Annotated in this window: 12 protein-coding genes; 4 read left to right on the forward strand and 8 right to left on the reverse strand. The window is 61.4% G+C overall.

The window, feature by feature from the left end:
• Positions 1 to 48 precede the first annotated feature (48 nt).
• From J3A64_RS06325 to J3A64_RS06350, 6 genes are all read right to left on the reverse strand, one after another.
• Complete coding sequence (locus J3A64_RS06325) at positions 49 to 717, reverse strand: 1-acyl-sn-glycerol-3-phosphate acyltransferase (RefSeq protein ID WP_011774770.1); 669 nt, start codon at positions 715 to 717, stop codon at positions 49 to 51.
• Complete coding sequence (locus tag J3A64_RS06330) at positions 704 to 1420, reverse strand: HAD hydrolase-like protein (RefSeq protein ID WP_210063823.1); 717 nt, start codon at positions 1418 to 1420, stop codon at positions 704 to 706. The genes J3A64_RS06325 and J3A64_RS06330 overlap by 14 nt, the downstream gene beginning before the upstream one ends.
• A gap of 113 nt (positions 1421 to 1533) precedes the next feature.
• Complete coding sequence (gene uvrA / locus J3A64_RS06335) at positions 1534 to 4461, reverse strand: excinuclease ABC subunit UvrA (protein ID WP_011774768.1); 2928 nt, start codon at positions 4459 to 4461, stop codon at positions 1534 to 1536.
• A 65-nt stretch (positions 4462 to 4526) separates the two neighbouring features.
• Positions 4527 to 4907 (reverse strand): GntR family transcriptional regulator, encoded by a 381-nt coding sequence (locus tag J3A64_RS06340; RefSeq protein WP_011774767.1) that lies wholly within the window; start codon positions 4905 to 4907, stop codon positions 4527 to 4529.
• Positions 4904 to 5068, reverse strand: coding sequence for a hypothetical protein (locus J3A64_RS06345; RefSeq protein WP_159101463.1), 165 nt, complete (start codon positions 5066 to 5068; stop codon positions 4904 to 4906). Before J3A64_RS06345 ends, J3A64_RS06340 begins: the two co-directional genes overlap by 4 nt.
• Positions 5065 to 5844: a trans-aconitate 2-methyltransferase gene (locus tag J3A64_RS06350; RefSeq protein ID WP_043806079.1), complete on the reverse strand. Its 780-nt coding sequence runs from the start codon at positions 5842 to 5844 to the stop codon at positions 5065 to 5067. Before J3A64_RS06350 ends, J3A64_RS06345 begins: the two co-directional genes overlap by 4 nt.
• Positions 5845 to 5915: 71 nt before the next feature.
• On the opposite strand from J3A64_RS06350, the gene J3A64_RS06355 reads away from it, so the two are divergent.
• Genes J3A64_RS06355 through J3A64_RS06370 form a run of 4 tightly spaced genes read left to right on the forward strand, consistent with a single transcriptional unit; the run spans position 5916 to position 11731 of the window.
• Positions 5916 to 8450 carry an RNA helicase gene (locus J3A64_RS06355; RefSeq protein WP_014921866.1) on the forward strand — a complete coding sequence of 845 codons (2535 nt, stop codon included), beginning with the start codon at positions 5916 to 5918 and terminating at the stop codon, positions 8448 to 8450.
• 11 nt (positions 8451 to 8461) lie between these two features.
• Entirely contained in the window at positions 8462 to 9850 is a 1389-nt protein-coding gene (locus J3A64_RS06360) for a CoA transferase (protein WP_210063824.1), read from the forward strand.
• Positions 9851 to 9882: 32 nt separating this feature from the next.
• On the forward strand, positions 9883 to 10395 hold the full coding sequence (locus tag J3A64_RS06365; protein WP_011774763.1) for a GNAT family N-acetyltransferase: 513 nt from the start codon (positions 9883 to 9885) through the stop codon (positions 10393 to 10395).
• On the forward strand, positions 10388 to 11731 hold the full coding sequence (locus J3A64_RS06370) for an alpha/beta fold hydrolase (protein ID WP_014921864.1): 1344 nt from the start codon (positions 10388 to 10390) through the stop codon (positions 11729 to 11731). Before J3A64_RS06365 ends, J3A64_RS06370 begins: the two co-directional genes overlap by 8 nt.
• Here the strand turns inward: J3A64_RS06370 and J3A64_RS06375 are convergent.
• Positions 11728 to 13080, reverse strand: a complete 1353-nt coding sequence (locus J3A64_RS06375; RefSeq protein WP_210063825.1) for an MFS transporter — start codon at positions 13078 to 13080, stop codon at positions 11728 to 11730. The genes J3A64_RS06370 and J3A64_RS06375 overlap by 4 nt on opposite strands.
• 29 nt (positions 13081 to 13109) lie before the next feature.
• Positions 13110 to 14135, reverse strand: a complete 1026-nt coding sequence (locus tag J3A64_RS06380; protein ID WP_011774760.1) for a TerC family protein — start codon at positions 14133 to 14135, stop codon at positions 13110 to 13112.
• Positions 14136 to 14176: the final 41 nt, after the last annotated feature.

The raw sequence follows: 14176 nt of genomic DNA on the forward strand, positions 1-14176 counted from the left end.
CTAGTGAACGGGAGCGACAGTCTTTGCCAGGAGCCGGGTTGCCAGGCCTTAGTCGACCGATTTGCTTTGGTTGTAGCTCGTGGACCGTTCCTGCCCGCTGAGCAACGCAATGGCATCCATGATTTTATCCGTGACTTCGCGGCGGGCCGGCAGCGAATGGTCCGGGCCCGTCTTGTCGAAGTAGAGGGGTTCTCCCACCTTCATGGTGAAGTGCTGCGGGCGAACCGCATTCTTGTCCGCAGGCTGCAACTTCTCGGTCCCGATCAGACCGACCGGGATTACCGGGGCACCTGTGGTCAAGGCGAGCCACCCCACGCCGGTCCTGCCACGGTAGAGAATGCCGTCTCGGGACCGGGTGCCTTCAGGGTAAATGCCGATGCCCTTCCCGGATTCCAAGATGTCCAGCAATGTTTTGAGCGCCTGCACGCTGGCCGCCTGTTCACCGCGCTCAACGGGAATGGAACCTACTGCCTCGAAGAACGACTTCATCACGGCGCCTTTGACGCCCTTGGTGGTGAAGTATTCAGCCTTGGCAAAAAAGGCAACAGGCCGGGGCATGAGTGCCTGGACAATGACACTGTCCAGGAAGGACAGGTGATTCGGCGCTACGATGAATGGCCCATCCTTGGGAACGTTCTCCAGTCCAATGACCGTTGGACGGCACGTGGAGGAAATCAGGCCACGGGTTGTCCAGCGGATCGCATCAAAGACTGCCATCGTTTTGTACCTCGCTCAGGGCTGCCGCGCGGACAGCGTCAAGTTCTTCAATTTTGCTGCGAAGCTCCAGGGCAGTGCTTACTATGGCGACTGCTCCGGCTTCCTCAAGTTCACCGTCCGGGGCGAAACCCCAACTGACCCCGATGCAATCCAACCCGTTGGCCAAAGCACCCGCGACGTCTTGATGCCTGTCCCCGACCATGACGGCCGGCTGGGAGTGAAGATCCTTCAAGGCCGCGCCCACGATCTCAACTTTGCCGGACGCCGTATTTGCTTTGAGGGATTCGTCGTCCGCAGCACCTCGAATGGAGACGAAGAAGTCTGCAATTTTGTGGTGCTCAAGCACTAGCCGTGCAATTGACTGCGGCTTCTGGGTGGCTACCGCGACAGGCCGGCCGGTCTCCGCGAAATACTCAAGGAGATCGAAGATGCCTGGGTACAGCTTGCTCTGGCCAATGCCGGTTTCTTTGTAGTGATGCCGGTATCGCTCAATGGTTTCATCCACTAATTCGCCCGGGACGTCGGCCAAATGCAGAAGGGAATCGCTGAGTTTAGGACCCACCATGGAATTCAGCACTGCTTGTTCCGGAACAGGAAGGTCCATTTCCCGGAGGGCCGCAGAAATGCCTCCCGTGATACCACCGGCAGGATCGACAAGGGTGCCGTCCAGATCGAATATTACGGGCACCGTTGTTTGAGTCACCGGGTTAGTTTCTCACGAGTAGCGGCATGCCTGAAACTCGCATGCCGCTACGGGAATACTTCCAAGGTCTCGGAGATATTCCTCTGACGGCCTCCCGGCCGTCCCGTCAGTAACTAACTCAGAATCTCAGCCAAGAAGGTCGCTGTGTGGCTGTCGGTGGATTTTGCCACCTGCTCAGGCGTTCCCGTGGCCACGATCTTTCCGCCGCCTGAACCGCCATTGGGGCCGAGGTCTACAATCCAGTCCGCGGATTTAATGACGTCCAGGTTGTGCTCAATGGTGATCACGGTATTGCCCTTGTCCACCAAGCCCTGAAGAACCATGAGCAGCTTGCGGATGTCTTCAAAGTGCAGGCCCGTGGTGGGTTCATCCAGGACATAGATGCTGCGACCGTTGGAACGCTTCTGGAGCTCGGCAGCCAGCTTCACACGCTGGGCCTCGCCGCCGGACAGAGTGGTTGCCGGCTGGCCAAGCCTGACGTAGCCAAGGCCGACATCCACCAGGGTGTTCAGATGCCGTGCGATCGGAGTGAAAGCAGCGAAGAACTCCGCGCCTTCCTCGATGGGCATGTTGAGGACGTCGGCAATGGTCTTGCCCTTGTAATGAACTTCAAGGGTCTCCCGGTTGTACCTGGCGCCGTGGCACACCTCGCAAGGAACATAGACATCCGGCAGGAAGTTCATCTCGATCTTCAACGTACCGTCGCCTGAACAGGCTTCGCAGCGCCCGCCCTTGACGTTGAACGAGAACCGTCCGGGCTGGTATCCACGTACCTTGGCTTCGGTTGTCTCAGCGAAGAGTTTCCGAATGTTGTCAAAGACGCCGGTGTAGGTGGCCGGGTTGGATCGGGGTGTACGGCCGATGGGGCTTTGATCTACGTGGACCACCTTGTCCAGGTGCTCAAGTCCGGCCACCGTGCGGTGACGTCCTGCAACCTGCTTGGCGCCGTTGAGTTTGTTAGCGAGCACCTTGTAGAGGATCTCGTTCACCAACGTGGACTTGCCGGAACCACTAACGCCGGTCACGGCGGTAAAGAGTCCCAGGGGGAACGTGGCGTCCACGTTGTCGAGGTTGTTCTCCCTGGCGCCCACAACCTTGAGTTCACGCTTTTTGTCGTACTTGCGGCGCTTGGCGGGGACATCAATCTTCCGGCGTCCGGAGAGGTAGTCACCCGTCAGCGAATCGGTGTTCTCCAGGAGTTCCTTGTAGGTTCCGGAGTGCACCACCTGGCCTCCGTGTTCGCCGGCGCCAGGTCCGATGTCTACCACCCAGTCGGCTTCGTGGATGGTGTCTTCGTCATGCTCCACCACGATCAGGGTGTTGCCAAGGTCCCGGAGGCGTGTGAGCGTCTCGATCAGCCGCCGGTTGTCTCGTTGGTGCAAGCCAATGGATGGCTCATCCAAAACGTACAAGACGCCCACCAGGCCGGAACCGATTTGGGTGGCCAATCGGATGCGTTGTGCCTCGCCGCCGGACAAGGTCCCGGAGGGGCGCTCAAGGTTGAGGTACTCCAAGCCGACGTCCAGGAGGAAGGTCAGGCGGGCCTGGATTTCCTTCAACACCTGGTTGGCAATCTGGGCTTCCCTGTTGGTCAGGGTAAGGCTGCCCAGGAACTCGGCGCACTCACGCATCGGAAGGGCAGCAACCTCGGCGATGGACTTCCCGTTGATGAGCACGGACAACGACGCCGGGTTGAGGCGCGCACCGTTGCACTCAGGGCAGGGAATCTGACGCATGTACTCTTCGTACCGGTCGCGGGCCCAGTCGGAATCCGTTTCCCCGTGCTTACGGTGGACGTACTGAATGGCACCTTCAAAGCCGGTGCTGTACTTACGCTCACGACCAAAACGGTTCTTGTACTGGACAACAACCTTGTGGTCCTTGCCATGAAGCACGGTATTGCGGACGTCCTTGGGCAGCTTCTCCCATGATGTCTTCATGGAGAAGCCCAGCTCGTGCGCCAGGCCCTCGAGGAGCCTGTTCCAGTACTCCGTCGTCGCTGTGCCGAGGGCCCAAGGGGCAATGGCGCCCTCACCCAGGGAGAGCTCCGGATTGGGAACGATCAGCTCTTCATCCACTTCCAGCCGGGTGCCAATGCCGCTACAAGCGGAGCAGGCGCCGAAGGGGTTGTTGAACGAGAACGAGCGGGGTTCAATTTCGTCGATGGCCAAAGGGTGCTCGTTGGGGCACGCCAGGTTCTCCGAGAAGGCGCGGATACGCTCGGGATCCTCAGCATCGAGGTCCACGAACTCCACCAACACCCGGCCTTCTGCAAGGCCAAGAGCCGTCTCCACGGAATCGGTGAGCCGCTGGCTGATCTCTTCCTTGACCACCAAACGGTCCACCACAACCTCGATGGTGTGCTTGAACTGTTTGCCCAGCTTGGGAGGATCGCTCAGCTGAACCAGTTCGCCGTCTACACGGGCGCGGGAATAACCCTTCGCGGTCAGTTCCTTGAAGAGGTCAACAAATTCACCCTTGCGCCCTCGAACAACAGGAGCCAGGACCTGGAATCGCGTGCCCGGATCCAGTTCCAGGAGCTGATCCACAATCTGTTGCGGCGTCTGCCGGGCGATGGGCTCGCCACATACGGGACAGTGCGGACGGCCAACGCGCGCCCACAGCAAACGCATATAGTCGTAAATTTCGGTGATGGTGCCAACCGTGGAACGCGGATTCTTGCTGGTGGACTTCTGGTCGATGGACACTGCCGGAGACAGGCCTTCGATGAAATCGACATCAGGCTTGTCCACTTGGCCAAGGAACTGGCGCGCGTACGCGGACAATGACTCCACATACCGACGCTGGCCCTCCGCAAAGATAGTGTCGAAAGCCAAGGATGACTTGCCGGAACCGGAGAGTCCCGTGAACACGATCATGGCGTCACGGGGGAGATCGAGATCCACGTTTCGCAAGTTGTGTTCCCTGGCACCCTTGACCACCAAGCGGGAAAGATCCGGCTTGGCGGGTTTGGCAACGGGAAGGACGGAGACGCCTTTAGAGGCATCCATGGCGGTATCTTCAGCTAAGGCTTTGGGCACCTACCAATGCTAATCGAAAACTTCTTCGAATTTCCATGTCGTGCCTCACATGCTACTGATCGGTATCAGTCGGCGTCATAAGCCGCAGCAAGAAGCTGCACTGCCTCGGCGAATGAAGCCCCCTGGGCCTTCGCGGCGGCGGCGTATTGTGCCGCGACGCCGGCCAGCGCTCCCCAACGATCATCCCGTGCGCAGACCACGGTGCCGTTGCGGCCCCGTGTTGCCACTACCCCTGCTGCTTCCAATTCCTTGTAAGCACGCGCAACCGTGTGCGGAGCGACGTCCAGCACCCCGGCCAGGTTGCGAACAGGAGGAAGCTTGGCGCCAACGGCAAGGACTCCGGCATCCACGAGTTCGATGATCCGCAATCTCAATTGATCAAAGAGCGCAACGGCACTGCTGGTGTTGGGGCGCCAGCTGCCCGGAAAATCGCCTGTGGGAGTCACGAGGAACTCCGGCCTGGTGCCGGTTCCACTTGGGGCATCTGCTGTTCGAAGCGTCCTTGGTCCATGCCGAGAATTAGACCAGCGACGTCGGCAAGGGACAAGCCGTGACGTTGCATGGAACCGAGCGTGCTGCGCGGGGGCGAAGCGTCTTGCCGGTTCATGCGGCCTTTTGGGCGACAGCAAAAATGCGACGGAACGGGAAGACCGTTCCGTGGCTCGTCGGGGGGTAGGCCTCGCGCAGCAGGGCTGAGTACTCTGCCTCGAAGTCAGCTGCCTCCTGCGCAGACAGGGCCGCCAGCACGGGACGCAGGCCCGTACCGCGGACCCACTCCAGGACGGGGTCCTCCCCCGGCAGCACCTGCTGGTAGGTGGTCTCCCAAGCGTCCGCCGCACATCCGGCGTCGAGCATGATTCCCAAGTAGTCCGCAGGACTGCCCACTGCGCCATCGTGCCGAAGCACGCCGCCGAGCCGTGTGGACCACGTTCCCGACTCTGCCAGTTGCCGCATGAGCGTGTGGGACGGGGACGTAAAGTTTCCCGGCACCTGCATGGCAAACCACGCGCCCGGTTTGAGGGCGCGAAGCCAGCCGGCCAGCATCTCCTGATGACCGGGAACCCATTGGAGAGCGGCGTTCGTCACCACGACGTCCGTATCAGCATCGGGAACCCACTCCGCGATGTCGCCTTGAGTGAAGGCCAAGCGATTGGACTGTTGTCTAAGGGGCTCCGCTTTGAGGAGCATTTCCTCCGATGAGTCCAGACCCACCACGAGTGCCTCCGGCCAGCGGTCGGCCAGCGTTGCGGTCAGGTTCCCGGGGCCGCAGCCGAGATCAACAACCTTCTGTGGATCGTGGGCCCGGACCCTCGCCACGAGGTCATGGAACGGCCTGTCCCGATGGTTGCCGAATTCCACATACTTGGACGGGTCCCACTTCACGAAAAGCCTCCTCGGATCGGGCATGCCTGCTGGGCCGAGCCTAAACCGTCCGGGCACTAAGCTGGAAACCAATGAAACTTCTTGAGCAGCTCCCCGGTTCCACCGCCACCGGTCCTTTGGACCCGGACGAAATCTACACACGGTTCGTGGAGTGGACTGAGAGCCGCGGGCTGCAGCTGTACCCGGCGCAGGACGAAGCGATCATGGAGCTCGCCTCCGGCGCGAACGTCATCCTGGCTACTCCTACCGGTTCCGGAAAGTCCCTGGTAGCCATCGCGGCGCACTTCGAGGCTATGTCTCGGGGCCAGCGGAGCTATTACACGGCTCCCATCAAGGCACTGGTGTCCGAAAAGTTCTTTGCACTCTGCGAAATCTTCGGCGCTGAAAACGTCGGCATGATCACCGGTGATTCCGGCGTGAACCAGGATGCACCCATCATCTGCTGCACGGCGGAAATCCTGGCCAACATCGCCCTCCGCGAAGGCTCGGCGGCAGAGCTGGGCTCCGTGATCATGGACGAGTTCCACTTCTACTCCGACCCGCAGCGCGGTTGGGCGTGGCAAGTACCGCTGCTGGAACTGCCCCAAGCGCAGTTCCTCCTGATGTCGGCCACGTTGGGCGACGTCTCGCGGTTCGAAACCGGTCTGACTGAGCTGACGGGCCGGACTACCACGACTGTAAGTTCAGCGGAACGACCCATTCCGCTGCACCACTACTACCACCTGACCCCTGTTCACGAGACGCTGGAGGAACTGCTCTCAACCAAGCAGGTTCCCGTGTACGTGGTTCACTTCAGCCAGGCGGAAGCCATTGAGCGTGCCCAGAACCTGATGAGCATCAACATGTGCAGCCGGGCAGAGAAGGACCGCATCGCCGAGTTGATCGCGGGATTCAGGTTCGCCGCCGGCTTCGGAAAGACCCTTAACAGGCTGGTCCGTCACGGCATTGGCGTCCACCACGCCGGTATGCTGCCGAAGTACCGCCGACTCGTGGAACAGCTCGCCCAAGCCGGCCTCCTCAAAGTGATCTGCGGAACCGATACTTTGGGGGTGGGCATCAACGTGCCCATCCGGACAGTGCTGTTGACGGCTCTGAGCAAGTACGACGGCGTACGCACCAGGTCTCTTAACTCCCGTGAGTTCCACCAGATTGCCGGCCGTGCGGGCCGCGCAGGCTACGACACCGCAGGCACAGTGGTGGTTCAGGCTCCGGACCACGTGGTTGAAAATACGAAAGCCATGGCCAAGGCCACAGCCAAGTTCGGCGATGACCAGAAGAAACTGCGCCAAGTGGTGAAGAAAAAGCCTCCGGAAGGATTCGTGTCCTGGGGCGAACCCACGTTCAAGCGACTCGTCGAGTCTGTGCCCGAGCCCCTGACGTCCAGCTTCACCGTTACCCATGCGATGCTGCTGAACCTCATGGAACGCCCGGGCGACCCCTTCCAGGCAACCCGGCGCCTGCTTAGTGAGAACCATGAGAGCCGTCCGGCGCAACTCAAGCTGATGAAGAAGGCCCTGGGGATCTACCGGGAACTTCTTGCCGCGGGTGTCGTGGAACGCATCCCGGAGGAGGAACAAGAGGCTGAGGGACGCTCAGTCCGGCTGACTGTCCATCTGCAAGCCAACTTTGCCCTCAACCAGCCGCTCTCCCCCTTCGCACTTGCCGCCCTGGAGCTGCTTGATCCGGAGTCTCCCTCCTACGCATTGGATGTTGTCTCTGTCATTGAGTCAACCCTGGAGAAACCGCGGCAGATCCTCTCCGCTCAGCAGAAGAAGGCCCGGGGCGAGGCAGTTGCGGCCATGAAGGCTGACGGCATTGAGTATGACCAGCGCATGGCCATGCTGGACGAAGTTACCTACCCCATGCCGCTGGCAGAGATTCTTGGTGAGGCCTTTGAGGTCTATCGCAAGGCAGCCCCCTGGGTGGGCGACTTCGAGCTTGCTCCGAAATCGATTATCCGGGACATGTACGAGCGTGCCATGAACTTCGGCGAGTTTGTGCAGTTCTATGGCTTGGCCCGCTCGGAGGGCATCGTCCTGCGCTATCTGGCGGACGGCTTCCGCGCGCTGAGGCAGACAGTTCCCCAGGATTCGCTCCGTGAGGACCTTGAAGATCTCATCGCCTGGTTGGGTGAGCTGGTACGCCAAGTGGATTCCAGCCTGCTGGATGAGTGGGAGGAGCTGACGTCCGGACTCGCCCCCACACCCCATGACGCTCCCCCGCCCCCGCCGCCGCTGTTGACCGCCAACGTTCGAGCCTTCCGGGTCATGGTTCGGAACGAGATGTTCCGCAGGGTTGAGCTTTTTGCCGACGAGGACTCCGCCGCGTTGGGCGAACTCGACGCCGATGCCGGCTGGGATGCGGAGAGGTGGGAAGAGGTCCTGGACGATTACTTCGACGAACATGACGACATTGGCACGGGCCCTGACGCGAGGGGTCCTGGTTTGCTCATCATCAACGAGGAAACGGGGACGTGGAAGGTCCGCCAAATCTTCGACGATCCCGCGGGCAACCACGACTGGGGAATCTCTGCCGACATCGACTTGGCGGCGTCCGATGAGACCGGCACCGCCGTGGTCCGGGTGACAGACGTCAACAGGCTCTAGGTCCACGTGCAATGAAACCCGGTGCCATGGAATCCGTCCCGGATCTGACCGCCGGCCTGCGCGAGGTGGAAGCCCTGCGCAAAGAACAGCCGGCGGCCTGCAGCGGTTCACGTCGGTGGTGGGGTGGCGGCCTGGACGTCGAGGGTTTGGCGCTCGGTTCGGTTCAAAGCGCCGCCACAGCGCTCAACGCACTGACAGGTTCTCCCGGGAGATACTCGGTTGACTCAGGGCTGACGGCAGCATCCTTCGATTCGCTGGGCCACCTCCGGATTATGGGCCGGACGGCCCAGGGCTTCGCACCCGCATCCGGGTTCCGGCGCACTGCGGACGGCTGGATCCGCCTTCACGCCAACTATCCCCATCATGCGGCCCGGTTGATGGAAGCGCTCTCGGCCAGCGTCCCGCAGGACGTGGACAACGCGTTGCTGTCTATGACCTCCTTGGAGGCCGAGACTGCAATCGTGGCACATAAGGGAGCGGCTGCCGCTGTCCGGAGCCGCGAGGCATGGGTCTCCTCACCCATGCACTCTGCGGCAAGCTCCGGCCCTTGGATCAGCCTGACCCCCACTAATATTGGGTCCTTGGATTCGAAGGCCCCGTCATGGACGCCGTCTGCGGACCCACTCCGGCCGTTGGACGGGCTTAAAGTGCTCGACCTGACGCGGGTCATCGCCGGACCTACGTCAACGCGCCTATTGGGTGCGCTGGGCGCGGACGTTCTGCGCATCGACCCGCCCCTCCTTCCGGAACTGAGCGATGCATTCATCGACGCCGGGTTCGACAAACGCAGCGCCGAAGCGGATCTCAGGAAGTCCGACGACCTGGCAGCTGTTCACGCTCTTGTGGCTTCAGCGGATGTGGTGATCACCGGGTACCGGGCCGGCGGCTTGGACAAATTCGGTTTAGCTCCGGATGCCCTGCTGGCTGCGAGGCCGGACCTTGTGGTGGTCACACTGACCGCTTGGGGCAGCAGCGGGCCATGGACGGGCAGGCGAGGCTTTGACAGCCTGGTTCAGGCAGCCTGCGGGATAGCGGAGCGGTATGGACAGAAGCACGACGACGGGTGGAAACCCGGGGCGCTCCCGGTACAGGCCTTGGACCACGCCACAGGTTACGGGCTCGCGGCGGCGGTGCTGGCTTTACTGGCGGAGCGATCAAGGACCGGAGCCGGTGGATCTGCGAGTCTCTCCTTGGCACGGACGGCCGAGGAGCTGTTCGCCGTGCCTTCCGGCTATCAGGGCATCCCCGTGAGCTCACTGCGGGAGCCGAACCTCCTCGGAGCAGACAGCCCCTACGGCCAGCTCACGTTTGTGGGGCCGCCCCTTCTGGTTGAGGGCGTCCCGCTCAGTTACCGGCAGCCACCTGTGCCTTACGGAACGTCCACGCTCGCCTGGCGGTAGGAAGCCCGCGAGCCCCTAGTAAGCTCGAATGCATGAGTGTAATCCGCCCCGCCACCATTGAAGACGTCCCTGCCATCCTTCGTATGATCCACGACCTTGCGATCTACGAAAAGGAACCGGACGCCGTTAAGAACACCCCGGCCATGCTCACCGAAGTACTCTTTGGCGAGAATCCGCGGGTATACGCCACCATTGCGGAAAACAGTGCAGGCACAGTTCAGGGTTTCGCGCTCTGGTTCCTGAACTACTCCACATGGGAAGGCGTCCACGGCATCTACCTTGAGGACCTCTACGTGGTTCCGGATGCCCGTGGCGAGGGACACGGCAAGGCGCTCTTGCAGTATCTGGCCGCCACCGCCGTCGAACGTGGTTACGCCCGGGTGGAGTGGAGCGTCCTGAACTGGAATGAACCCTCCATCAACTTCTACAAGAACCTTGGTGCGTTCCCCATGGAGGAATGGTCAACGTTCAGGCTGACAGGCGACGCGCTCCAGGCGTACGGGACGAACGTCGGTGAGGCGAAAGAGGCTCTTACCCATGGCTGACTGGTCAATGGCTAACCAGCGGCCCTCCGCTGGCGAGCACCGCATCCAAGCCCGCCACGAATTCCGTGGACTCCGGACAGTGGAGCATTACTTCACGGTTCCCTTGGTGCATCAGGCGGAAGTCCCCGGCGAGACGATCACCATCTTTGCCCGGGAATACTCCTCCACCGACCATTCGGCGGTCGAGGCCTCCAAGCTGCCGTGGCTGCTGTTCCTCCAGGGTGGACCCGGTGGCAGAGGCAACCGTGTCACCTCGCTGTCCGGCTGGATGAAGGCTGCGGCAAAGGATTTCCGCATCCTGATGCTGGACCAACGGGGCACCGGATTGTCCGCGCCGATTGAACGGCAGTCGCTTGAGCTCCAGGGCGACGCCGCGGCGCAAGCAGAATACCTGACCCACTTCCGTGCCGACTCCATCGTGGCCGACGCCGAGCACATCCGGGCTGTCCTGGGATCCGGCCCGTGGTCAGTACTGGGCCAAAGCTTCGGTGGGTTCTGTGCTTTGACGTACCTGTCATTCGCCCCGGAGGGGCTGCGGGAAGTGCTCATCACCGGTGGCTTGGCACCCCTCCACGGTGCAGCGGACCGCGTGTATCAGGCAACATTCCGTCGAGTTGCCGCGAGGAATGCGGAGTATTTCTCGTGGTACCCGGAGGACCGGGAAAAGGTCACGCGAATTGCCCGTCATCTGGAGCAGCACACTGAACTCATGGCCAGTGGCGAACGGTTGACACCGGAGCGTTTCCAAATGGTGGGATCCTTCCTGGGCGGCAACACCAGGGTCGATGCTTTGCACTACCTGTTGGAGGATGCTTTTATCGACACGCCTTCGGGCGAGCGATTGTCAGAAACGTTCCTGGAACAAGTACGGGGGCTCGTGAGCCGGGCAGCCAATCCGCTCTACGCCGTCCTGCACGAATCAATCTATGGTCAGGGCGAGGCAACCAACTGGGCCGCTTGGCGTGTTCTTGAGGACTACCCGGAGTTCAAGCCTGAGGCGGAAGAGCCTCTGCTCACGGGGGAAATGGTCTACCCCTGGTACTTCGAACAGGATCCGGCACTCGTTCCCTTGCGCGATGTGGCCGAGCAACTTGCCGCCCGGAAAGATTGGAAACCGTTATACGACCCCACCCGGTTGGCGTCCAACACAGTCCCCGTTGCCGCCGCCGTATACAAGGACGACATCTACGTGGATCATGATCTTTCCCTTGAAACCGCTGCTGCGGTGCGCGGACTTCAAACCTGGGTCACCTCGGACTTCCACCATGACGGCATCGGCGAAGACGGTGAGGGCATCTTTGGGAGACTCTTCGGCATGGTGCGCGCCACCCGCTAAGCAGACGTGCCATCCGGCTGGCCGCCCATCAATGCCGGTGTCCGCCGGCCGGCTGCCATAATGACAGTCAGGGCAAGCACGGCTGCGGCGAGAACGCTGGAAGCGATGTTGAGGCCTTGATAGCCAATCCAGGCAAGCAAGAGGCCGGAGGTTGCACCGCCGACCGCCCCGGCGGCACCCATCAGGGTGTCCGAGACGCCCTGCACGGTGACGCGTTGCTCAGGTGCGAGGCTCTCGGCCAACAGCGTTGATCCGGCAATGCTTGCCGCCGACCATCCCAGGCCCAGGAGAATCAGCCCTACCGTCACCAACGCAGGTTCATGTTGGCCGAAGCCGGCGATGAACACCGCGACCAGCAAAAGCCCGTGGCCCATGGCAATGGTCTGAAAGCGGCCGGCCTTGTCTGTCAGCCAACCCCACAGGGGCGATAGGGCGAACATTCCAGCGATGTGGAGGGAAATCGTGAGCCCGATGACCACCAGCGCATCCGTGCTGTCGGTGGTTCCTCCATGGTGTCCTTCGTGGGATCCACCCACAAGCTGTTGAAGATGCAGCGGTGTCATTGACATGACAGCCACCATGACGCCGTGGGCAGCGACCACTGCCGCCAGTGCGAGCATCGCCTGCGGTGATGAACGGACTGCGCGAAGACCGGACCGGATGGTTCCCCGGACAGGCTGGGCCCCTGGCTCGTCTCCAGCCTCAGCCTGAGCGGCCAGTCGACGGGACATCAGCAGAGGATCCGGCCTCAAGCCTGCGAACAACAGGCCGGCTGCCAGGAACAGTCCCACAGCGGAGAAGACGAAGGGGCCGGCGATGGGCGGCAGGCCAAGTGCCTCACCCACTGCGGCTCCGGGCTGGATCAGGTTAGGCCCTGCCACGGCTCCGATGGTGATGGCCCAGACCACGGTGGACAATGATCGACCACGGTGCTCCGGTTCAGCGAGGTCGACGGCGGCGAACCGTGCCTGCAGGTTCGCGGCGGTCCCAAGGCCAAGGAAGGCTGCGCCCAGCAAAAGAAGCACAAACGACTGGCTCATGACTGACGCGATGATGAGCAGCGCACCCACCATCGCAGCTACCAACCCGGTGACAAGACCTACGCGCCGGCCGCGTGCCTCAGCCAATCTGGCCAGCGGCAGTGCTGCAACTGCGGCAGCCAGTGTCAGGACGGTGGTGATGGATCCCGCCCATGCTTCGGATCCTGATAGGTCCACGGCCAGCAGGGAGCCGATGGAAAGTGTGGCCCCATTGCCAACGCCGCTGAGCAGCTGTGCGGAACTGAGCAGGAAAACAGTACGGCGCTGAACCCGTTGTGGGTCCAGCGCCGTAGTTGAAGTGGTAGTCACTTCACGAGACTACAACTTTTGGAGGTCAGTTACTCTGCTTCGCTCATGCTCTTGCGTGCATCTTCTTCCAAGCGTGCATCCAGCTTCGCCTGGCGTGCTGCAGGGCTCAACAGGCTTGCTACGACAGCAACGATGATGGTGCCCACGATGACCGCCAGCGAAACATAGGTGGGGATCTCAGGAGCCCACTCGATGTGGTGGCCGCCGTTGATGAACGGAAGCTCATTGACGTGCATGGCGTGCAGGACAAGCTTGACGCCGATGAAGGCCAGAATTACGGACAGGGCGTGCTTCAGGTACACCAGGCGTGTCATGAGTCCGCCGAGGAGGAAGTACAGCTGACGCAGGCCCATCAAGGCGAAGATGTTCGCGGTGAAGACGATGAAGGCGCTTTGGGTCAGGCCGAAGATCGCCGGGATGGAGTCCACGGCGAACAGGAGGTCAGTGAGGCCGATGGTGATGAAAACGATCAGCATGGGGGTAAAGACCTTCTTGCCGTCCACCACGGTGCGGATCTTGTTGCCATCAAACTTCTCGGACATCGGGAGGACCTTGCGGATCCGGGCAATCAGCGGGTTCTCAGTGTCTTCCTCGTCCTCACCGGAGTCCCGGGCCTGCTTCCAAGCAGTCCAGAGGAGGAAGGCGCCGAAGATGTAGAAGACCCAGCTGAACTGCTCGATGACCACTGCGCCCAGGGCAATGAAGATACCGCGGAGGATCAGCGCGATGATGATGCCCACCATCAGTACTTCCTGCTGGTACTTACGGGGCACCGAGAAGCGCGCCATGATGATGATGAAGACAAAGAGGTTATCGATACTGAGGCTGTACTCAGTGACCCAGCCGGCGACGAATTGCCCGCCGTATTCCGGGCCGGCGAAGATGAACATGGCCACTGCAAACAGCAGGGCGAGTGCAACGTAGAAGCCGACCCACAGGCCGGCTTCCTTCATGGAAGGTTCATGGGGACGCTTGACGACCAACAGGAGGTCGATCAGCAGGATGATTCCGAGGGCGACAAAAGAGCCGATCTCGAACCAGACGGGAAGCTGCATTAAAGGTGCCTTTCGCAGGGTACGGGAAAGCGGTGTAAGTC

The sequence above is a fragment of the Pseudarthrobacter sp. PvP004 genome (assembly GCF_017876035.1).
GTDB lineage: Bacteria > Actinomycetota > Actinomycetes > Actinomycetales > Micrococcaceae > Arthrobacter > Arthrobacter aurescens_A.